At 69.1% G+C, this 20,649-nt stretch carries 22 protein-coding genes; 16 read left to right on the top strand and 6 right to left on the bottom strand.

Annotated features, from left to right (window positions below):
* Positions 1 to 400: 400 nt before the first annotated feature.
* On the top strand, positions 401 to 685 hold the full coding sequence (locus CIW48_RS29270) for a hypothetical protein (protein ID WP_149313930.1): 285 nt from the start codon (positions 401 to 403) through the stop codon (positions 683 to 685).
* A 367-nt stretch (positions 686 to 1,052) separates the two neighbouring features.
* Here CIW48_RS29270 and CIW48_RS29265 read toward each other — a convergent pair whose 3' ends face one another.
* The gene (locus CIW48_RS29265) at positions 1,053 to 1,304 is read right to left on the bottom strand and encodes a hypothetical protein (RefSeq protein WP_149313934.1); all 252 of its coding nucleotides are present in this window, start codon (positions 1,302 to 1,304) and stop codon (positions 1,053 to 1,055) included.
* A gap of 310 nt (positions 1,305 to 1,614) precedes the next feature.
* Between CIW48_RS29265 and CIW48_RS29255 the strand changes: the two genes are divergently transcribed.
* Both CIW48_RS29255 and CIW48_RS29250 read left to right on the top strand, forming a co-directional pair.
* The gene (locus CIW48_RS29255; RefSeq protein ID WP_149313928.1) at positions 1,615 to 1,866 is read left to right on the top strand and encodes a hypothetical protein; all 252 of its coding nucleotides are present in this window, start codon (positions 1,615 to 1,617) and stop codon (positions 1,864 to 1,866) included.
* Between the two features lie 168 nt (positions 1,867 to 2,034).
* A complete protein-coding gene (locus CIW48_RS29250) occupies positions 2,035 to 2,610 on the top strand; it encodes a hypothetical protein (protein ID WP_149313927.1) in 576 nt (191 codons plus the stop codon).
* Positions 2,611 to 2,952: 342 nt separating this feature from the next.
* Here the strand turns inward: CIW48_RS29250 and CIW48_RS29245 are convergent, their stop codons facing one another.
* Entirely contained in the window at positions 2,953 to 4,188 is a 1,236-nt protein-coding gene (locus CIW48_RS29245; protein WP_149313926.1) for an MFS transporter, read from the bottom strand.
* Between the two features lie 258 nt (positions 4,189 to 4,446).
* On the opposite strand from CIW48_RS29245, the gene CIW48_RS29240 reads away from it, so the two are divergent.
* On the top strand, positions 4,447 to 4,701 hold the full coding sequence (locus CIW48_RS29240) for a hypothetical protein (protein ID WP_149313925.1): 255 nt from the start codon (positions 4,447 to 4,449) through the stop codon (positions 4,699 to 4,701).
* A 143-nt stretch (positions 4,702 to 4,844) separates the two neighbouring features.
* Here CIW48_RS29240 and CIW48_RS29235 read toward each other — a convergent pair whose 3' ends face one another.
* The 3 genes from CIW48_RS29235 to CIW48_RS33580 all read right to left on the bottom strand — a co-directional run bounded on the left by CIW48_RS29235 (position 4,845) and on the right by CIW48_RS33580 (position 6,615).
* On the bottom strand, positions 4,845 to 5,888 hold the full coding sequence (locus CIW48_RS29235) for a YihY/virulence factor BrkB family protein (RefSeq protein ID WP_149313924.1): 1,044 nt from the start codon (positions 5,886 to 5,888) through the stop codon (positions 4,845 to 4,847).
* A 64-nt stretch (positions 5,889 to 5,952) separates the two neighbouring features.
* Positions 5,953 to 6,087: a hypothetical protein gene (locus tag CIW48_RS34640; protein ID WP_281407402.1), complete on the bottom strand. Its 135-nt coding sequence runs from the start codon at positions 6,085 to 6,087 to the stop codon at positions 5,953 to 5,955.
* 333 nt (positions 6,088 to 6,420) lie between these two features.
* Positions 6,421 to 6,615, bottom strand: coding sequence for a hypothetical protein (locus CIW48_RS33580; RefSeq protein ID WP_173009440.1), 195 nt, complete (start codon positions 6,613 to 6,615; stop codon positions 6,421 to 6,423).
* Between the two features lies 1 nt (position 6,616).
* Here CIW48_RS33580 and CIW48_RS33575 point away from each other — a divergent pair, with 1 nt between their 5' ends.
* From CIW48_RS33575 to CIW48_RS29195, 7 genes are all read left to right on the top strand, one after another.
* Positions 6,617 to 7,120, top strand: coding sequence for a M28 family peptidase (locus CIW48_RS33575; RefSeq protein ID WP_173009439.1), 504 nt, complete (start codon positions 6,617 to 6,619; stop codon positions 7,118 to 7,120).
* Positions 7,121 to 7,289: 169 nt separating this feature from the next.
* Complete coding sequence (locus tag CIW48_RS29220; RefSeq protein ID WP_149313922.1) at positions 7,290 to 8,516, top strand: transporter substrate-binding protein; 1,227 nt, start codon at positions 7,290 to 7,292, stop codon at positions 8,514 to 8,516.
* Positions 8,509 to 10,140, top strand: coding sequence for an urea ABC transporter permease subunit UrtB (urtB, locus tag CIW48_RS29215; RefSeq protein ID WP_149313921.1), 1,632 nt, complete (start codon positions 8,509 to 8,511; stop codon positions 10,138 to 10,140). Before CIW48_RS29220 ends, urtB begins: the two co-directional genes overlap by 8 nt.
* Positions 10,137 to 11,237 carry an urea ABC transporter permease subunit UrtC gene (gene urtC, locus CIW48_RS29210; protein WP_149313920.1) on the top strand — a complete coding sequence of 367 codons (1,101 nt, stop codon included), beginning with the start codon at positions 10,137 to 10,139 and terminating at the stop codon, positions 11,235 to 11,237. Before urtB ends, urtC begins: the two co-directional genes overlap by 4 nt.
* Complete coding sequence (locus CIW48_RS29205; RefSeq protein ID WP_149313919.1) at positions 11,234 to 11,944, top strand: ATP-binding cassette domain-containing protein; 711 nt, start codon at positions 11,234 to 11,236, stop codon at positions 11,942 to 11,944. The genes urtC and CIW48_RS29205 overlap by 4 nt, the downstream gene beginning before the upstream one ends.
* A complete protein-coding gene (gene urtE, locus CIW48_RS29200) occupies positions 11,941 to 12,654 on the top strand; it encodes an urea ABC transporter ATP-binding subunit UrtE (RefSeq protein WP_149313918.1) in 714 nt (237 codons plus the stop codon). The genes CIW48_RS29205 and urtE overlap by 4 nt, the downstream gene beginning before the upstream one ends.
* 22 nt (positions 12,655 to 12,676) lie before the next feature.
* Positions 12,677 to 13,624 carry an acetamidase/formamidase family protein gene (locus tag CIW48_RS29195; RefSeq protein WP_173009438.1) on the top strand — a complete coding sequence of 316 codons (948 nt, stop codon included), beginning with the start codon at positions 12,677 to 12,679 and terminating at the stop codon, positions 13,622 to 13,624.
* Between the two features lie 203 nt (positions 13,625 to 13,827).
* Here CIW48_RS29195 and CIW48_RS29190 read toward each other — a convergent pair whose 3' ends face one another.
* A complete protein-coding gene (locus CIW48_RS29190; protein ID WP_149313917.1) occupies positions 13,828 to 14,190 on the bottom strand; it encodes a transposase in 363 nt (120 codons plus the stop codon).
* A 335-nt stretch (positions 14,191 to 14,525) separates the two neighbouring features.
* On the opposite strand from CIW48_RS29190, the gene CIW48_RS29185 reads away from it, so the two are divergent.
* Genes CIW48_RS29185 through CIW48_RS29165 form a run of 5 tightly spaced genes read left to right on the top strand, consistent with a single transcriptional unit; the run spans position 14,526 to position 20,647 of the window.
* Positions 14,526 to 16,163 (top strand): amidohydrolase, encoded by a 1,638-nt coding sequence (locus CIW48_RS29185; RefSeq protein WP_149313916.1) that lies wholly within the window; start codon positions 14,526 to 14,528, stop codon positions 16,161 to 16,163.
* Entirely contained in the window at positions 16,160 to 17,158 is a 999-nt protein-coding gene (locus tag CIW48_RS29180; RefSeq protein ID WP_149313915.1) for a GTP-binding protein, read from the top strand. The genes CIW48_RS29185 and CIW48_RS29180 overlap by 4 nt, the downstream gene beginning before the upstream one ends.
* The gene (locus CIW48_RS29175; protein ID WP_149313914.1) at positions 17,149 to 18,762 is read left to right on the top strand and encodes an ABC transporter substrate-binding protein; all 1,614 of its coding nucleotides are present in this window, start codon (positions 17,149 to 17,151) and stop codon (positions 18,760 to 18,762) included. The genes CIW48_RS29180 and CIW48_RS29175 overlap by 10 nt, the downstream gene beginning before the upstream one ends.
* Positions 18,759 to 19,742 carry an ABC transporter permease gene (locus tag CIW48_RS29170; protein ID WP_149313913.1) on the top strand — a complete coding sequence of 328 codons (984 nt, stop codon included), beginning with the start codon at positions 18,759 to 18,761 and terminating at the stop codon, positions 19,740 to 19,742. The genes CIW48_RS29175 and CIW48_RS29170 overlap by 4 nt, the downstream gene beginning before the upstream one ends.
* Positions 19,739 to 20,647: an ABC transporter permease gene (locus CIW48_RS29165; RefSeq protein WP_149313912.1), complete on the top strand. Its 909-nt coding sequence runs from the start codon at positions 19,739 to 19,741 to the stop codon at positions 20,645 to 20,647. The genes CIW48_RS29170 and CIW48_RS29165 overlap by 4 nt, the downstream gene beginning before the upstream one ends.
* The last annotated feature ends 2 nt before the right edge of the window (positions 20,648 to 20,649 follow it).

The raw sequence follows: 20,649 nt of genomic DNA, 5'->3' as shown, positions 1-20,649 counted from the left end.
CCCGCCGAGGCCGAAGCGCGCTATTATGCCCAGACCGAGGTCCAAGCCTTGGCCGCCTGACCCAAACCAAACGGCCTCCGGGAAACCCGGGGCGGTTCAAAGGAACCGGTCAGGTCGATTACGCCACACCAGTCGCGGCCGCTCTCTCAGGCGATCGACCGCCCGACAGTCGGAGGGCCGCCCAGTCACTGGGTTGCCGGATCACGACGACAAGGTCGGCGGCGCTTGTCCTGCCCCGTGGCTTCCACGCCCGCGGTGCCGCGGCGTCCCTCGACCAACAGGGCGAAGGCCGGCACAGGCTGACGACGCCTCACATATGAGAAGTGGGGGAATTGCGGCAACCAGCCGGAACGTGACCGACACGAGGACATTCTCTCCTGAGTCCAGCAGGAGCATCGTCATGCGAATCGTCGCGAAAGCCTCAGTCGTCGCCTTCGTGACCCTGATGGGCGTCGGGGCCGCCGAGGCGAAGGGTTGCATCAAGGGCGCGATCATCGGAGGCTTGGCCGGCCATTACCTAGCCGAGCGCGGCGTCGTCGGCGCTGTGGCGGGCTGCATCGGTGGACGCTACCTCGCCAACCGGCAGGCACGGCGCAAGGAGATCGAGTACGGCTCGCGGGTCCAGCCTCGCGACACTGGATATGGGCCATCCCAGACCTACCCGCGTCGGTCCTACAGCTATTGATGGGATGCGGGGCGGTCCGGCTTCGGATCGCCCCTCAGCCGTCCAGGCCAGGCCCGCGCCGACCGTTTCGGCCCGTTGGTCCAGCCCGAACGGCTCAGGCAGCAGGTGCGTTCCGGGGCCGGTCAGGCCGTGATGGCCCCCGGCATTGTGCGCGTTGCCGGTGGTATGGTGCGCTGTCATGAGGATCCGACCGAGCAGGGATGCACCCGCTCGTCATCCTCGGCCACGCGGATGCGCTCGGTGCCGCGCAGACCCCGCCGGGCCAGATCCTCGGCCTGCGCGCCTGGGATTGTGAATCGTGCTTCATTCCGCAGCGCGACCGCGCCGAATTCGCCCTGGGCAGGGCGCCGTCGGCGCGGCCGGCCGATCAGCCTCTCTTGCCCTGCTTGAAGCTCTGGATGGCGCCCTGGCAGCCGGGCGACAACTTTGACATGTTCTTCTCGAAACATGCCTGCGTCTCAGGGCCGTCCTCGGGCGGCATGTCCCCGCAGAAGGTCGTGAAGTCTCCCATGCATTGTTGCTGCAGGGCCGCCTTGTCGTCCGCCGACATCGGCGCAGCGAGGGCGGAGGTGGCCGCCGCGGACAGAAGCAAAACGGTCGCGACCAAACATAGTGGCATGGCAAACATCCCTTCCTCGTTTCGGGAAACCGATCAGAAATCCGGAGGCTCAGGAAACCGTTGCATGCAGGGGCCTAGCCGGAGGCACAAAGTGGGGAGCCTCCCGCACGGGGACGGTGGTGAGCAGGTCAGCGGCGGTGCCCCGGTCGGATGAGGGCGCCTGATCGGTGAAGGGGGCACCCCTGAGGGCGGTGACGGCGAGCCGAGCGGACAGCCTCCGGTCGCTCCGACGCGTCCCATGGAACGGTTCAGCCCCGCTCGCGGTCTCTAGACCGAAGTTGGCAACACGCCGACACGAGGGAGGCCTTCGATGTTTCGCAAGTTGATGCTGGCCGTGTTCGGCGCACTCACCCTGGCGGGCGGCATCATCGGGGCCTCGTCGGCCGCCATGGCCGATCCGCCGTGGGCGAGGGGCGAACGTGGCTTCCGTCACGGCGGTCCCCCACCTTGGGCTCCGGCGCACGGCTATCGACGCCACCGTGAGTTCGGTGAATACGGTCGCAGGGACATGCGCATCGACGCGGGACGCCGCTACGGCCGCTACGGCTACGACCGCTACTGAACCTCATCATCTAGGCGGGGCCGAGCCTGAGCGGGCTGTCTTCGCATGCTGCGAAGCATGTCGTTCACCCACTGAACACAAGTTATTGCTGGGAAAGGCCGCCGGGGCCGCCTCCGGAACGAGAAAGCTGAGCTTCGAGTTTAGGGGCTGCTGATCCGGAGGGCATCCTTGAGACCGTCTTTCCTCGCCGTCGTGGGGCTAATCCTCGTGGCCTGCCCGCACGCTTCGATGGCTCAGGGCGTGCGCGCCGCGCCTATCGAGGCGGACGATCCCCGACCGGGGCCGCCCCCTCCGCTGCCGGACATCTCCGACCCGAACGGACGGTCCGGCGAAGCCCTGAACGAGCCCGACGGTCGCTCCGACATTCCGAAGGCGCTTCGCTCGTCAGGATCGAAGGCTGGCGGCCCGGCCAACGACCTGAACCCCAGCGGCCGGGCCGAGGCGCCGGCATCGCCGAAGGGCGCCCTCGACCGCGTCGTCGCCGGCAAGGAATTGTTCCACGGCAACTATTGCGGGAAGGGCCAGCGGGGCGAGGGATTGCCGCCCACCGACGACCTCGACGCGGCATGCCTGCGCCACGACACCTGCTACGACACGGCCGGTTACAGCTCGTGCGCCTGCGACGCGGCGCTGAAGCGCGAGGCGTCCGTCGTCTCGGACAGCCCGACTGCGGCGCTGGAAGTGAGGCGCCGGGCTCTCAGCGTGATCGAGGCTACGGCGGCGATGGATTGCCGGGCGCCCTAAGGGCCTCGCTCCGCGCAGAGCCGATCATCCTTCAACTGCCGGACGATTTGCGCGGGCGGGCGCCTTCGAGTGCTCGCTCTCACTTACGCTACCCAGCATCTTACTTGGCCTCTGCCCGGGAGATCGGGCTGAGCGGGTGAGACAGCTGGCGCGGATCATGGCGGCTGCGGCGCAGAGCAAGGCTTTGGCCGATTACGCCTGAATTTCACGCCGAGGCGGTCCGGCCTGACCGGACGAGCGGTCATTCTCGGCGTAAGGTCGGTCCCGGTGCCGGGCCTCTCCTCGTCGAGCACCAGAACGCCACGATGCCGGCACTCGGACGCGGGCGGTCTAGCGTCCGGGTCAGGCGGGCTGCGGGCTCGCGGTCAAGCGCTCGCGCCGGCGTGTGCGACGTCCCGGCTCGCAGGTCGCATCGAGCCAGACGACCAGGACGAGGGCGATGAGCGCGGGGGCCCCGAGGGCCAGGAACGAACCGGTCCAGCCGAGCAGGGATTGCGCCAAGCCGCCGTACCAGGCCGAGAGCGCGCCGCCGATGCCCTGCACGGCGTTGACCGTTCCAAGCGCCGTCTGGGTACGGCCCGAGCCCCAGGTCAGGTCCGCCACGACCACTGGCACGGCCACCCCGACGATGCCCGAGGCCACGCCATCGAAAATCTCTGCCGAGATGAGCCACACCGGGTCGTCGATGAAGGCGGACAATGCCGCGCGTATCGGCAGCACCCCGAGCGCCACCAGCAGGAGCTTGCGACGCCCGCGCTTGTCGGCGAGCGAGCCTGCGAACAGGGCCACCGGGATCATGACCAGCTGCGCGACCATGACGTAACGGGCCGTCCAGGCGGTGGCGTCAGTGCCGGCTGCCACAAGCTTCTGCCCGAGCAGGGTCAGCATGCCGCCGTTGCCAAGGTTGAACAGCGCCAGCGCCACCGCCAACACCATCAGCTTGCGGTTCGAGAGCACGCTACGGGCGCTCGCCCGCTCGGGCTTGTCGTCCGGATCGTCCTCCTTCCAGCCGACCGCGCGGCGTCCATTGTAGCAGTGGCCCGGGGTCGTCACGCTGGCGGCGATGGCCAGGAGGGCCATGGCGCCGAGCACCCAGAAGGCCACGGACGGCCCGAGGCGGACGGTACCGAAGCTTATGATCGCCGCCGCGACCAGGATGCCGAGGTGGTTGTAGGCTTGGTTGCGTCCTTGCTGCTTCGGGAATCGGTCCTTGCCGACGATGCCAAGGGTCAGCTCGGTAACGGCCGGGAGAAGGAGTACGCCGCCGGCCGCGGCCAGCATCTGGGCGGCGAACACCGCCGGGAACGATGTGGCGGGCATGACCAGCAGCGTGCCGGCGAGGATGGCCGCGCAGGCGGCGGCGATGAGGAGGCGGGGGCGCCCGATCCGGTCGACGAGCGCGCCGGCAGGGCCGCTGAGGAACAGGGCGCCAACGCCCACAAGCGTCGTGACGAATCCGACCCGCGCCGGCGACCAGCCGCCGGTCTCGGCCAACCAAGTGCCCAGGAACGGACCGAGGCCACCCTGGATGTCGCCGGTGAAGACGTTGATGAGCGCAAGGTGGGTGGTCGCGAGCATGCTCTCAGGCCGGTGTGCCGCGACCCCGCAGGAGGGAGGGTAACGCGGCCCGCGCGTGTCGCGCGAAGACAGGTCACCAGAGACGCGCGAACAACCTGAACCGTTCCGCATCGAGCGTGCGCGCGGTTTCAGGTAGACATTTGGCGCCACCAGGCCCGCACACCAGTAACGGTCTCAGTGAGGCAAGAGTCATACTTCAAGGGAACGGTTTTCGAAGCGATGACGTTTTGAGAGCAATCACTGATACGGAGATGCAGCTTGAAGAAGATCACTCTGACCCTTGCCGCCGCAGCCGCTCTCGTGGGCGCTGCCTCAACCGTCCAGGCTCATGAGTGGGGTGACGGATATGGCTATGGGCCGGGCCACGGCCACGGCCGTGTCATCGCGCGGGAGAACTATCGCGAGGGCTATCGCGGCATCGGCTTCCGACATCGCGACTGGGATCGCCCGGGCATGCGCGTGATCGAGCGTCGTGACGGCGGCTTCCACCGCCATCACGATTGGGACGACTGAGCGGTCGCCGCCTTCAAACGACCTCGGGGCGCCCGCTCGGGCGCCCCGCCTTCGTTTTCGCCTGCCGGATGCCGACCGATCCGAGGCGGTGGCCTCCCAAGATCCTCCAAGCGCTGCGTGAAGAGGCGCCAGGGCGAATGGCCTCAACCCTGCGGTGGACCAACGGTATCGGCGGCAAATGCCTGCCGTGATCCAAGCGGCCTGGGCCGCCCTGTGGTGCTGTCGCGGGCAGTCTGACGCTCCATCTCGGCGTTCAGCTCCGCCCCAAGAAGCGTGATGACCACGGAGAGCCAGATCCAGGTCATGAAGCCGACCCCCGCTCCGAGCGAGCCGTAGACGCGATTGTAGCTGTCGAAGCTCGCCACGTACCAGGAGAACAGGACGGAGGCGCAGACCCAGGAGACAGCGGCGACAACGCTGCCCCAGCTCACCCAGCGCCATTTCGCCTCCCGCCGGCTCGGACCATACCGGTAGGTCAGTGACAAGCTCAGGCTCACGAGGATCAAGAGCGCCGGCCACCGCAGGACGCGGAGCGCGGTGTCGGTCAGGGCTCCTAAGCCGATGCGGTTCAGCACGATCGGCAGAACCACCAGCACGCCGGCCGTCGCGAGAATGAAGACGATGCCGCTCAGGGTGAACAGAAAGGTTGTCGCGTAGAAGCGAACGAGCGATCGCTTCTCGCGCTCTCTGTAGATCACGTTGAGCGCGTCGAAGAGCGCGCCGACGCCCGAATTCGCGCTCCAGAAGGCCGTAAGCAGGCTCAGGAGCGAGGCGGTGCTGAGGGCGCCGGGACTCTGCCGCGCGATACGAACGAGTTGCTCGGACAACAGGCCGAGCACGCCGTTCGGCAAAACGCCTGCGAGCAGGCTCAGGTGTTGTCCGATGGCTGTTGGATCCAAGAACAGGCCGTAGAGCGAGACGATTGTGGCCAGCGCCGGAAAGATCGCGAGCAGGGCAAAGAACGCCACGCCGCCGGCTGTGGCGAACACCCGGTCGCGCGGCACAGAGAGGACGACGCGCCAGAGGATGTCATGCCAACCGAGGGCTGGGATCTCGCTGGGTTGGTCAGCATTGCGGCCACGGCCGGGCTCGGAGGATCGGGCGAGCGCGTTGCCGATGCTGGCCACATCGGGCGGGCGCGTGCTGACGGAGCGCCAATCGTCCCCTTCCGCCTCGTCCTGTTGCATGAGGCGCCCCTTCAAGCCTGCGATTGCTCAGGTTCATCAAGACCCGGGCTGAGGCAAGCGCCTGTCATTGAGGCGCGGTCCCGTCAAACCGGCAGAGCATCAGCCTGTCTGGCGCCAGGCCGATGCCGTCGAGCACGTTGATCGCGGCGGCGGTGAGGATGCTCTCGGGCGGGGCGGCAGGTTTGACGCGGGCCGACATGCAAAAATGCGAACACCTATGCGATTGAGTTCGCGCGGTAATTTCTCGAGCATGCTGGAGCCGGCGCAGAGCGGCCTCTCCCGCCTCGCCGAGGCTTTCGCCGCGGAGATCGACCGGCACGTCCGGCCCTACCTGATGGAGCACGGTTCCTGACGCAGCCGCCCTCCAGCGCCGCCGGGATCCTGTCAGACGGCTCCTTCCGGACGACTTCGCGGCGATCTGTGATTGCGGCGGGCGCCTCGCGGGTACGCCCTCGGAGGCCGCGGCGCGCGACCTCGTCCGGCACCTTGGCGCGGCGGCGACGGGGCGTCCCGCCGAGACCGTGCCGGCCCCCTACGCCGGGTGGCGGGCCGCCTCCGCCACGCTGGAGGTCGTCGAGGGGGGATCCTCCCGGGGCAAACCGCCGAGACCGTCGTGCAGAGCGCGCATCTCGACGGCCACGACCTCGCCGAGAGCGCGATGGACAACGCCGCCGGCGTCGCGGTGGCGCGGGCGCTCGCCCCCCCAGGCGGGGCGCTTTCGGCGCAAATTGCGCCTCGCCTTCTTCGGTGCGGAGGAATGGGCGCTGACAGGCTCGCGCGTCTACCTCGACGGCCTGCCCGTGGCCGAGCGCGAAAACATCGCCTTGAACGTCAACCTCGATTCCGTCGCCGGCCGCGGCCGCCTGACGGCCTTTGGCGTAGCACCTCATCGGGAAAGACGTCGCCGGCAGCGCCGCACCGGCGCAGCCGCCGCAGAGCGCTGCAGGATCGTCGACCAAATCCCGCGCGTCGGTCTGCTCGCCGTGCACACATCATCCGGAAGGTCGAGTCGCCGAGCATCGTCGGGCATGCGCGTCTCACCGCGGCCCGGCCAGTCGCTGCCCCGGACCATCCGCTCCCGGGCTGCCACTGCGAAGGACTTCACGGCTGCCGAGGCGTCGGGATATGCGGACCATCCGTTCGCGGTCTTGAGGTCGGCTCCCGACAGCGTCTTCCAGCTGCGTCCACCGTCGATCAGGCGATGCGCCAAGACGAAGGCGGGCCAAGCATAACGGCGCCCGAGATGGCAATTTTGACGCTCTCGGTCAGAATGCGCCCGTCATTCACGCAAGTGCTACCAATATGCGCAACGCCCTAGCTGGCCTGCAGCTTCTTTGACCTTCCCGTCCCCCGGACCTCGGCCGACACTCGGACGGTCCATCCATGGGAGCTTCGGGGTCGATGACGCATCTCACGCGGCGCAGCTTCATCGGGACAGCGGCGCTGCTCGCGGCACCGGCCATCATCCGGCCTGCCTTCGCCGCCGATACCGTGAAGCTCGGCTGCCTGTTCTCGTCGTCGGGCACGATGGCCAATCTTGAGGGCCGGCTGAACCACGTGGTCCGCATGGCCGCCGACGAAATCAACGGGCGCGGCGGCGTCAACGGCCGCCAGATCGAGGTGCTGACCTCCGATCCCGCCTCGGACTGGCCGCTCTACGCCCAGATCGGCCGGCAGATGCTCCAGCAGGAGAAGGTCGCGGCCCTGTTCGGCTGCTGGACCTCCGTGTCGCGCAAGTCAGTCCTGCCGGTCGTCGAGCAGAATGACGGGCTGCTGTTCTACCCGCTGCACTTCGAGGGTGACGAGAATTCCAAGAACGTCGTCTACGTGAACTCGCCGCCCGCGAGTTCCGTGCTGCCGGCGGTCGACTACCTGATGGGTCCGGACGGCGTCGCCGCGAAGCGCTTCTTCATGATCGGCTCGGACTATGTCTGGCCACGCACGATCAACAAGCAGCTCAAGGGGTACTGGAAGAGCAAGGGCATCCCCGAGAGCGCGTGGCGCGAGGAATACGTGCCGTTCGGCTTCTCGAACTTCCAGACGCTGGTGAATCAGGTCCGCACCTTCGCCAGCCAGCCCGGCGGCCAGGCGATCGTGGTGCTGACCGTCGTCGGCTCCTCGATCCCCGACTTCCTGCGCGAGTTCGCCAACCAGGGCATCAGCGCCACCGACGTGCCGATCCTCGGCCTCGACATGGTGGAGGCCGACCTCGAGGGGCTCGATACCGGAAAGCTCGTCGGCCACCTGAATTGCTGGGCCTATCTCCAGGCCGCCAAGGGCGAGCGGAACCAGAAATTCCTCGGCGAGTGGGCCGCCTACGTGAAGGCCAAGAACGTCCCGTTCAGCGCCGACACGGTGATCGACCCGATGGTCTCGGCCTATGACAGCGTCCATCTCTGGGCGCTCGCCGCCGCCAAGGCCGGGTCCTTCGCGGTGCCGGAGGTGCGCAAGGCCTTCGCGGGACTGAGCTTCGACGATCCCTCGGGCTACACGCTGACCATGACGGGCGAGAACAACTACGTCTCCCGCGGCGTCTTCATCGGCTCTGTCAACGAGAAGCGCGGCTTCGACGTCCTCTGGCAATCTCCGAACGCTCCGAAGCCGGTCCCATTCAGCCCCTATGGCTGATCTGAGGCGGTTTCCGCTCCGCGCTCTTCTGGTGCTCGGGTGTCTTGCGCTCGGGGCGGCCTCGGCCTCCGCCGCGCCGCTCGACCGGGCGGCCTTCGCGGCGGACCTGTGCGGGGACAGCGCCGCGCAGGTCCGCGGAGCCGAGGGTCTCGTGCAGGCTGGCGGGGACCTTCCGACCGACGACCTCGCCTTCGCCGGCAGGCTCCTCGGCGCGCTGGCCGAGCGCCGCCTGGCCTGCCCGGCGGACGGCGCCGTCCTGCTCGACCGCCCGGGCGCGCCTGAGGGCCGCGACGCGATCATCGGCGCACCGCGGCCGGTCTCGGAGACGCGCGCGCCGGTCCTCGGCCTGCGCCAGCGCGCCGCAATCGAGACCGCGCGCGGCACCGTCGCGTTGCTGACCGGCCCGGATCCGGCCGCCCGCACCGTCGGTCTCGCGGTTCTGGAGCGGCGCATCGCCACCGTTCCGGCGGCCGTGCTCGACCGGGCCCGCGATGCGGAGACGGATGCCGCGCTGAAAGCGACCATCGCCGGCCTCGCCCAGGCGGCCGCCCTGTCGTCGCCCGATCCGGCCCGGCGCCGGGCGGCGATCGCCGCGGTGGCCGCGAGCCCGTCCGGGGCCGCGCAGGCACGGCTCGCGGCGCTGAAGGGCGATCCCGCCTACGCTGCCGACCCGGCCTTCCGGGCGGCGCTCGATGCGGGCCTCGCACAGGTCGCCCGCGCGGTGGCGGTCGGGGACGGCCTCGCGGTCGTCTATAACGGCCTGAGCTTCGCCAGCATCCTGTTCATGGCGGCGGCCGGGCTCGCGATCATCTTCGGGCTGATGGGCGTGATCAACCTCGCCCAGGGCGAGTTCATCATGCTCGGCGCCTACGCGACCTACGCCGTGCAGGAGGCCTTCCGCCGCCTCGCCCCCGGCCTGCTCGACCTCTACCTCGTCGCCGCCATCCCGATCGCCTTCCTGGCGGTCGCCCTGGTCGGGATCGCGGTCGAGGCGCTGATTCTGCGCCACCTCTACCGGCGGCCGCTGATGAGCCTGCTCGCCACCTGGGCGGTGAGCCTGTTCCTCGTGAACCTCGTCCGCGTGACGGTCGGCACCCAGAACCTGCAATTCGTCATGCCGGCCTATGTCAGCGGCGGCGTGCCGCTCTACGCCGACTTCGTCATGACCTGGAACCGGCTGTTCGCCATCGGCTTCGCGGCGGCGACGCTCGTCGTGACGCTCCTGGTCCTGCGCCGGACCCCGCTCGGGCTCGACATCCGCGCCGTGACCCAGAACCGCGACATGGCCGCCTGCCTGGGATTGCCGACCCGCCGGGTCGACCGCCTCGCCTTCGGGCTGGGCTCGGGCCTGGCGGGGCTCGCCGGGGTGGCGCTGTGTCCGATCTACAGCGTCAATCCCGGCATGGGCGCGGGCTTCATCGTCGACAGCTTCATGGTCGTGGTGCTGGGCGGCGTCGGCAGCCTCGTCGGGACCCTAGTGGCGGCCCTCGGGGTCGGGGGCGCCAACGTGCTGATCGAGCCGATCTCCGGCGCGGTCGCCGCCAAGGTGATCGTGCTCGTCGGAATCATCCTGTTCCTGCAGCGCCGGCCCGAGGGGCTGTTCGCGGTGCGGCGGCGGCGATGAGCGGCGCCGTGCAGACCGCTCTCGCTCCGGCAGCCGGACCGGCGCGGCGCGCCGTGCGCGATCCGCTGGTGGCCGGCCTCGTCGGGCTCTGCCTCGCCGCCGCGGCGGGGCTCCTCGTGGCGCCGCCCGCGCCGTATCTCGTCAACGCCCTGGGCCAGCTCGCCGCCTTCGCGATCCTCGCCGTGTCGCTGGATCTGGTCTGGGGCTATCTCGGCATCCTCAGCCTGGGGCACGGCCTGTTCTTCGCGATCGGCGGCTATGTCGGCGCCATGCACCTGCTGGCCCACGGCGCCGCGATGACCGGCGTGCTGCCGGACTTCGTGCAGTTCATGGGCTGGAAGAGCCTGCCGGCCTACTGGGCGGGTCTCGACCACGCCCCGTACGCCTTCGTCCTCGCGCTGGCGCTCGCCGGCCTCGTCGCCTTCGTGTTCGGGCTCGCCTCGTTCCGCTCGCGGGTCAACGGCGTCTACTTCTCGATCATCAGCCAGGCGCTCGTCTACGTCGCGATGCTGCTGATGTACCGCAACGATACCGGGCTCGGCGGCAACAACGGCATGACCGGCTTCCCGCTGCTGTTCGGCTGGCCGATGGGTTCGCCGGGCGTGGTCACCGGTCTGGCCGTCGCGGCCCTCCTGACGCTGGCGGCTTTGCTCGCCGGCACGCGGCTCCTCGTCGGCAGCGCCGTCGGGCGGCGGATGCTCGCCTGCCGCGACGACGAGACCCGCCTGCGCACGCTGGGCTACAGCACCACCCGGCTCAAGCTCGGGATCTGGTGCCTCTCGGCCATGATCGCGGCGCTCGCGGGCATCCTGTACGTGCCGCAGGTCGGCATCATCAATCCGCGGGTGCTGGCGCCCGACCTCTCCATCGAGATCGCCGTCTGGGTGGCGATCGGCGGCCTCGGGCGGCTCGGCGGCGCGGTCATCGGCGCGATCCTCGTCAACGGCCTGAAGTTCTGGCTGAGCGCCGCGATGCCGGAGGCGTGGCCCTTCATCCTGTCCGGTCTGGTGCTGCTCGTGGTGCTGGTCCTGCCGAACGGCCTCCTCGACCTCGTGGCACTCCGCCCGCGCCCGACCTGGCTGCGGAGGCCCCGATGAGCGCCCTCGTGGTCGACGCCCTGACGGTCGCCTTCGGCCGGTTCACGGCGCTGGATGCCGTGTCGCTCGCGGTCGATGCCGGCGAGGTGCGGGCCGTGATCGGCCCGAACGGGGCCGGCAAGACCACGCTTCTCGACGTGATCTCGGGCGTCACCAAGCCGGTTTCCGGCCGGGTGATGCTCGGCGATCAGATCGACCTGACCAAGCGCTCCGAAGCCGAAATCGCGCGGGCCGGCGTGCGGCGGAAGTTCCAGAAGCCCAGCGTCTTCCCGGCGCTCACCGTGCGCGAGAACCTGGAGATCGGCTGCGGCCCCGCCTTGAGCCCGCGCGACCGTCCGGCCCGCATCGCCTCGATCCTCGGCGAGATCGGCCTCGGCCCGCGGGCCGAGGTGCCGGCCGGCAGCCTCGCTCACGGCGAGAAACAGTGGCTGGAGATCGGCATGGTGCTCGCCGCCGAGCCGGCGCTGCTCCTCCTCGACGAGCCCGTGGCAGGGCTCTCCGACGCCGAGACCGCCCAGACCGCCGCGCTGATCCGGAGTTTGCGCCGGCCGGACCGCGCGATCCTCGTGATCGAACACGATATGGGCTTCGTCGAGGCCATCGCAGACCGGGTGACCGTGCTGCACGAGGGCCGCACGCTCTACGAGGGCAGCATGCAGGGCGCGCGGGGCGATGCCCGCGTGATCGAGGTGTTCCTCGGCCGATGACGAAAGCCCGCGAACCCGCACGTCTCGCCGTCGAGGGGCTCGACCAGCATTACGGCAGCGCACAGGTGCTGCGCGGGATCGGCCTCACGGTCGAGCCGGGCGCCTGCCTCGCCGTGCTCGGCCGCAACGGCGCCGGCAAGACCACGCTGCTGCGCTGCCTCACCGGCCTGATCCCGGCGAGCCGCGGGCGGATCGCACTGGATGAGACCGACCTGACTCGCCTGTCGCCCGACCGGCGGGCCCGCTCGGGCCTCGCCTACGTGCCCCAGGGACGCGAGATCTTTCCGGACCTGAGTGTCGCCGAGAATCTGCGGGTCGCGGCCCGGGCCCACGGGCTGGAGCGAACCGACGCCGTCGACGAGGCGGTCGCCCTGTTCCCGGCGCTCCGCGGCCTCTGGCACCGTCCGGGGGGCAATCTTTCGGGCGGCCAGCAGCAACAACTTGCGATCGCCCGGGCGCTTGCGACGCGGCCTCGTGTCCTGCTGCTCGACGAGCCGACGGAGGGCATCCAGCCCTCGATCGTCGTCGCCATCGAGACGGTGATCGCCGGGCTCAAAGGCCGGATCACTGTACTGCTCGTGGAGCAGTATCTCGATTTCGCCCTTCGGGTCGCCGACGCCGTGGTGGTGCTGTCGCGGGGTCGTGTCGTCGCGCGCGGTGACCCGGCAGCGCTGAACCACGAGACCCTCACCCGTCACATCGCCGTCTGACGAACCCCACCCAGGAGACGCCGTGCCCACCCATCACGAGATCCCCGCCATCCCCGAGACCATGGTGCTCGGCTATTTCGACGCCGCCCTGCCGCCCGTGCTGACCGTCGAGTCCGGAGACACCGTCACCCTGCACTCGCATCCGGCCGGCGGGCGCGAGTCGCTCCACCCCGACCCGGCTCGGGTGCCGGCCGACCTGCTCCACGCGCTCGATACGCTGAAGCCAGGCGGCGGCCCGCACTTCGTCACCGGACCGATCCATGTGGCAGGGGCCGAGCCCGGCGACATGCTTCAGGTCGACATCCTCAACCTGAAGTTCCGGCTCGACTGGGGCTTCGTCTCGATCCTACCGCTGCTCGGCACCCTGCCGGACGAGTTCACCGAGTACGAGACCGTCCACGCCGACATCGACAGCGACCGCGGATTCTGCCGCCTGCCCTGGGGGACGGAGCTGCCCCTCGACCCGTTCTTCGGCATCCTGGGCACCGCCCCGCCCCCCGCCTGGGGCCGGGTCGGCTCACCGGTGCCGCGCGCCTTCGGCGGCAACATGGACAACAAGGAGCTGAAGGTCGGAACGACCCTGTACCTGCCGGTCTTCAATGAGGGCGGCGGCTTCTACGCGGGCGACGGCCACGGGGTGCAGGGTGACGGCGAGGTCTGCATCACCGCGCTGGAGACGGGGCTGACCGGCACGTTCCGGCTGACGGTGCGCAAGGATCTCCAGGGCGCCTGGCCCTTCGCCGAAACCCCCACCGACCTGATGTCGATCGGCCTCCACGAGAGCCTCGACGAGGCCATGCGCCAAGCCGTGCGCGAGATGGTGCGCCTCGTCTGCGTCCGCACCAGCCTCACCCGCAACCAAGCCTATATGCTGTGCTCCCTGGCCGGGAACCTGCGGATCACCCAGACGGTCGACGGCAACAAGGGCGTCCACATGATGATGCCCAAGACGGCGCTGGCCGGGAAATGAATGTGGTGCGCGCCCGCCAATTCAGCGCGCTCGTTCCGGGGCGGCCTGGACGCGGTCCCATACGGGTACCCGACAACGGAAAGCGCCCTGGTGCCGGATCAAGCAATCCCGGTCGCACTCTCATCCCGAGCACCCCGAGGTGCGGCCAGGCAGTGCATCGCGGCGGGTCGCGAACCGCAGCGCAACGCGATGGTGTGCCGGCTCTAGTTGGCGGTTCGCACGAAGGCGAAGCGACCGATGCAGGGCTCGCCGCCGCGGTAGCTCGGCCTCTGGCGCAGCGCTGTGCGCGGCGCGGCGCCTGGCCGGCCCGTCTCCCCGCGCCCCGGCTGGACCGCTATCGCGGCCCGCAGGCGCTGCACCTCTGCCCGCAGGGCCACGTTCTCCTGCTCGACCCGGCCGAGCAGAGCCACGCCCGCGGGCTTGAGCCCGCCGAGGCGCCGTCGCCACCGATAGAAGGTACCGAGCGAGATACCGGCGCTCACGCAGATCTCGACGATCGGTATGCCACGCGCGGCCTCGTCCAATAGAAAGGCGATCTCCTCATCCGTGTGCAGGGACCGGCTCATCGAGGATCTCCAGCTTCGTCAGACTTGTTGCGTCCGTTCGGTAAGCCACGGGCAAGAAGTGGACCGCCAGCACGTACTCAACTTGGTGAAGCGCTGTCCGCGATCCGGACGAAAGACCCCAGTGGAGCAGAGTTCGGTGCTGCGTAGGATTGATCCTCCTACTCCAGAGGGCTGCCGAGTTCGCACCAGCCCGTAACAGCCTCTCGCGCGTCCTGTGCACGGGTAGACAAGCTATCAGCGGATAGCCCCACTCCTGGCTCCCATTCTCCCCGGCATCTGGCGCTATCGAGGACGATCAAACGGCCTGCATCGTTGCGGAATCGACGGGGACCGCAATGCCAGACGCCATCACGATCTTCGAGGTTCGGCGGATTTACACGATGAATCCCGCGCGGCCCGTCGCCACGCATGTGGCGGTCCGGAACGGCCGAGTGCTCATGGTCGGGGACGCCGACGAGGTTGCCGAACTCGGCGGCACGCTCGATCACCGGTTCGCCGACAAGATCATGCTGCCCGGTTTCGTCGAGGGCCACGCCCACGTGATGGAGGGCACGCTCTGGCAACAGACCTATGTCGGCGCGGGTGACCGCCGCAGTCCGGATGGGCGCCACGTTCCCGGCCTGCGCAGCATCGAAGCGGTCACCGGACGCCTCGCGGAAGCCTCGGCGGCGATCTCGGGTCCGGACAAGCTTCTCTACGGCTGGGGGTTCGATCCGCTGCATCTCGGCGGCGCGCGGTTAACGCGGCACGACCTCGACCGGGTCTCAACCACGCGGCCGGTGATGGTCCACCACGCCAGCCTCCACATCACCAACGTCAACAGCCTGCTCCTGGAGATGGCGGGCTTCGACGCGCAAACGTCGATCGACGGCGTGCCGAAGCTGCCGGACGGCAGCCCCTCCGGCGAGTTGCAGGGCATCGCCGCCCGGCTGCGCCTGTTCCGGGGTCTCGGCTACAACCCGATGAGCGGTGCGCTCGATGCGGGCGACGTGGGGCGCTTCGGTGCGGCGGCGCAGCTTCAGGGCATCACCACCATCGCCGACCTACACAACGAGCTCAACGACGCCTCCGTCGCGGTCTATCGTGACGCCTGCACTGAGGGCCTGCCGGTGCGGATCGTGCCAGCGCTCGCCTCCGTCTCTTGCCCACCGGAGGAGGGGATCGCCAAGATCGCCCGGCTCCGGGCGGCGAATACGGGCCAGCTGCGCTTCGGCATCGTCAAGATCATCGTGGACGGCTCGATCCAAGGCTTCACCGCCCGCCTGCTGCCGCCGGGCTACCACAACGGCGCGCCAAACGGCCTCTGGTACGTGGCGCCGGAGGATCTCGACCGGATCGTGGGGACCTACCATGCGGCCGGCATCCAGCTGCACATTCACACCAACGGCAACGAAGCCACGGAGGCCGCCCTCGATGCCGTCGAGAAGGCGCAGATCTCTCATCCCCGCCCGGACCATCGCCACACCCTCCAGCACTGCCAGATGGCGACGGAGGCGCAGTTGCGCCGGGTCAAAGCGCTTGGCCTGTGCCTCAACCTGTTCTCGAACCACCTCTATTATTGGGGTGACGCGCACCACGACCTGACCATGGGGCCGGAGCGCGCGGCGCGGCTCGATGCGGCGGGCAGCGCGGCACGGCTCGGCATTCCCTTCTCGATCCACTCCGACGCGCCGGTCACGCCGCTCGGGCCGCTCTTCACCGCCTGGTGCGCGGTCAACCGCCTCTCCTCCTCAGGCCGCCTGCTGGGGCCGGAGGAGCGGCTGAGCGTGCCCCAGGCGCTGCATGCCGTGACGCTCGGGGCGGCCTACACGCTGCGGATGGACCATCTGGTGGGGTCCATCGAGGCGGGCAAGTTCGCCGATTTTGCAGTGCTCGACGCAGACCCGCACGAGGCTCCGCCGGAGCATCTCCGCGACATCGTCGTCCACGCCACCGTCCTCGGGGGCCGGGTGTTCGAGGTGCCGCCCGCATGAGGCGCCGGCTGCCCGTCCTCGACCCGGCCACGCGCTGCCCGCTGACCGTGCTCGGCGGCTTCCTCGGAGCCGGCAAGACCACGCTGCTGAACCGGCTGCTCACCGGGGCGAGTGGGCGTTACGCCGTCCTCGTCAACGATTTCGGCGCAATCAACGTCGATGCGGGCCTCGTGGCCGACCATGACGGCAAGACTTTGCGACTCACGAATGGCTGCGTCTGCTGCAGCCTCGCCGATGGCTTCCTCGACACTCTGATGCGGGTACTCGCGGAGCCGGAGCCCTTCGATCACATGGTGATTGAGGCGAGCGGCGTCGGCGATCCGGGCGCCATCGCCGACATCGCACGGGTCGAGCCTGGCCTCGTCCTGCACGCGGTGATCGTGCTGGCCGATGCCGAGCGCCTTCCTGCGCTCGTCGCCGACGCGCGCCTTGGCGACACGATCGTCCGGCAGATCCGGGCGGCAGACCTCCTCGTGCTGAACAAGTGCGACCTCGTCGATCCTTCGGGCCTGTCTGCGTCGCGGGAGGTCCTGGTTTCCCTGCGCCCCGGCGTTCCGCTGGTGGAGACGGTCGACGCCGCCCTGCCGCAGGCGATCCTCGCCCCCGACACGGTGTCGTCCCGTGGGGGCGACGATGGGGGCTTCCCCATCGCCGAGGCCGCGCACGAGACGGATTTCGCCCGCATCCTCTACCGTCGGGTCGGAGCCTTCGACCGAGAGAGACTCGCCCGCGCCCTGTCCGCGCTTCCCCCCTCGCTTCTGCGGCTGAAGGGATGCCTTCGCCTCGGCGACCGTCCGGAGACGCATCTCCTGCAGATGGTCGGGCGCCGCTGGACTCTCACGCCGCTACAAGCCCTTCCGGATGGAAGGATCGAGCTCGTCGGCATCTCGACCGGGCATCCCGGTAGCGGCGACGCCGTCGCGTCCCTTCTCGACCGCGCCTTGCTTCGGGCCGAGCCGCCCATCCTCCAGGGAGACGTCCACCGATGCGCCTGACCAAACGCACGCTCCTCGGCACCGGCCTTTCGGCACTCGCCGTTCCCCTGCTCGGCATCCCGCAGGGCCACGCAGAGGGGGCCGACGCCCCTCTGGTGATCGGCACCAACCAAGTGCCGCGACATTTCAACGGCGCCGTGCAATCCGGCATCGCCACCGGGATGGTCTCCACGCAGCTTTTCGCGAGCCCCCTGCGCTACGACGACAAGTGGAACCCGCAGCCTTATCTCGCCAAATCCTGGGAGATCGCTCCCGACAATCTGAGCGTCACGCTCAAGCTCGTGACGAATGCCGTCTTCCATGACAGCCATCCGCTCACCTCGGAGGATATCGCCTTCTCCATTGGAGTGATCAAGGCGAACCACCCATTCCAGACCATGCTGGAGCCGGTCTCGGCGGTGGAGACGCCCGATCCGCACACCGTGGTGATCAAGCTCTCGCGCCCGCACCCGGCGCTGTTGCTCGCCATGTCGCCCGGCCTGATGCCGATCCTGCCCAAGCACGTCTATGGCGACGGGCAGGACATCAAGACTCACCCGGCCAACCTCAAGCCCATCGGCTCCGGGCCGTTCAAGTTCGTGGATTACAAGCAGGGCGAGGCGGTCCAGCTCGAGCGCTTCGACAAGTTCTTCCTCGAAGGGCGGCCCCGGCTCGCGCGGCTCGTCTACCGGATCCTGCCGGACCAGAACAGCCTCGTGATCGCCACCGAGCGGCGGGAGATCGGCATGCTGCCGTTCCTCTCTTCGGTGCGCGACATCGAGCGGCTGTCGAAGTCTCCGAACCTGACCGTCACCGATCGCGGCTTCGAGGGAATCGGCCCGATCAACTGGCTGGCCTTCAATTGCGGGAAGAAGCCCCTCGACGACGTGCGGGTGCGCCAAGCAATAGCCTACGCGGTGAACCGCGACTTCGTCACCGGCAAGCTCCTGGGCGGCGCGGCGAAGCCCGATACCGGCCCCATCGTGCCCGGCTCGCCGTTCTTCGAGCCCGCAGTGGAGGCCTACAAGCTCGACATCGCGAAGGCGAATGCGCTGCTGGACGAGGCCGGCCTGAAGAAGGGCAGCGACGGAACGCGGATGCAGCTCACCATCGACTACATCCCCAATGACAACGACCAGCAGCGCAACGTCGCCGAATACCTCCGCGCCGGTCTGAAGCGCATCGGGATCGTCCTGCAGGTGCGCGCCGCCCCGGACTTCCCGACCTGGGCGCAACGCATCTCGAACTTCGATTTCGACCTGACGATGGACAACGTCTTCAACTGGGGCGACCCGGTGATCGGCGTGGCGCGGACCTACCTCTCGACCAACATCCGCAAGGGCGTGATCTGGTCAAATACGCAGCAATACAAGAACCCGAAGGTCGACGACCTCCTGAACGCGGCTGCGGTCGAAGCCGATCTGCCCAAGCGCAAGGCGCTTTATGGCGAGTTCCAGAAGATCGTCGTCGCCGAGGCGCCGATCGCCTACATAAATTTGACCCCCTACAACGGCGTGTTCGACAAGCGCCTCACGGGGCTGCCCCTATCGATCTGGGGCTCCCTCTCGCCCCTCGACGAGGTCGCCTGGGCTGGCACGGCGGCGGATGCGGAAGCGGCGCGATGACGGCGCTCCGCCGCCTCGGCGCGACCTCGCTCAACGTCGTCGGCTTGCTGCTGGCGGTGGTGGTGCTGAACTTCCTGCTGATCCAGGCGGCGCCCGGCGATCCGGCCCAGGTGATCGCCGGAGAGATGGGCGGGGCCTCGCCGGAGATCATGGCCGAGATCCGCACGCGCTACGGTCTCGACCGCAGCGTTCCCGAGCAGCTTGCGACCTATGTCGGACGGGTGGCGCGGGGCGACCTTGGCTATTCCTTTTATTTCAACGAGCCGGTCTCGCGGCTGATCCTTGGGCAACTCCCCGCCACCGCCATCCTGGTTCTGACGTCCCTCGGCTTCGCGGTGCTGGCCGGGGCGGCTCTCGGCATCCTGAGCGCCCGGAGACCCCACGGCCTGTTGAGCCACGCCGTGTCCCTCGTGGCCATCGCGGGCAACGCCGCACCCGTGTTCTGGACCGGGCTGATGCTCCTCGTGCTCTTCGCCTCCGTCTGGCCGGTCCTCCCGGTGGCCGGGATGAGCGATGTGGCGAACCCCGCCACGGGGCTGGCCGCCATCCTCGACGTCGGCCGCCACCTCGTCCTGCCGGCCCTCACCCTCGGGATCGTCTACGTCGCGCAGTACAGCCGCCTGATGCGCACGAGCATGATCGACGCGCTGCAGGCGGATTACGTCCGCACCGCCCGGGCCAAGGGCCTGCCCGAGCGGGTGGTGGTGGGCAAGCACGCCCTGCGCAATGCGCTGATCCCCCTCGTGACGATGGTGGGGCTTCAGTTCGGCCAGCTCTTCGCCGGGGCGATCCTCGTTGAGACGGTGTTCGCATGGCCCGGCCTGGGGCGGCTCACCTTCGAGTCGATCCTGCGACGCGACTATCCGACGTTGCTCGGCATCCTGTTCTGCTCGGCGTTGCTCGTCATCACCGCCAACATCGTCACCGACCTGATCTACCGCCTCATCGATCCGCGCATCCGCGCCGGGAGGACCGCATGAGCGCATTGCTCGCCGTAGAGCCGGCCCGCTCTGTGCCGGCCGCCATGCCCGTCCCCCGGAAGGCGGCTTCGCCGGGGCTCGCCGCCCTGCGCCTGTTTCTGTGCAACCCTTCGGGGATCGTCGGCCTCGCTATCCTCCTCGCCCTTGTCTTCGCGGCCGTCGCGGGCCCGAGCCTCTACGGGGTCGACCCGTTCGAGATCGTCGGCGCGCCGTTCCAGCCGCCGGGGGGCGATCCGATCCTCGGGACGGATTATCTTGGGCAGGACATCCTCGCCGGCCTCCTCCAGGGCGGGCGCGCGACGCTCCTCGTCGGCCTGTCCTCGGCGCTAATGACCGTGGTGATCGGCATCACCTTCGGGGCGTTGTCCGGCTTCTTCGGCGGCGCCGTCGATGCCGGGCTGATGAAGCTTACCGAGTTCTTCCAGGTGCTGCCGACGCTGCTCTTCGCGATGGTGCTCGTCACCCTATTCGGCCAGAAGATCGCGATCACGACCACGGCCATCGGGATCGTCTCCTGGCCGCCGACAGCGCGGCTCACCCGCGCTGAGTTCCTACGCCTGCGCGGCCTCGACTTCGTGAAGGCGGCCCGTGCCGCCGGGGCGGGGCCGGGCTACCTGATCGGCCGGGTGATCCTGCCCAACGCCGCCCCGCCCATCGTCGTCTCGGCGACGCTCGCTATCGGCACCGCCGTTCTGTTCGAGGGCGCGCTGAGCTTCCTCGGCCTAGGCGATCCCAACGTGATGAGTTGGGGCCTGATGATCGGCCAGAACCGCGCCTACGCCCTCGACGCGTGGTGGACGGTGGTGCTGCCGGGCGCGGCGATCTTCCTCGCGGTCCTCGGCGTGAGCCTCGTGGGCGATGCCTTCAACGACGCGGTTAACCCGCGCCTGCGCAAGCGGAGCTGACC

It is taken from the genome of Methylobacterium sp. P1-11 (genome assembly GCF_008329595.1).
GTDB lineage: Bacteria > Pseudomonadota > Alphaproteobacteria > Rhizobiales > Beijerinckiaceae > Methylobacterium.
This window is presented reverse-complemented; position numbering and strand designations above follow the sequence as displayed.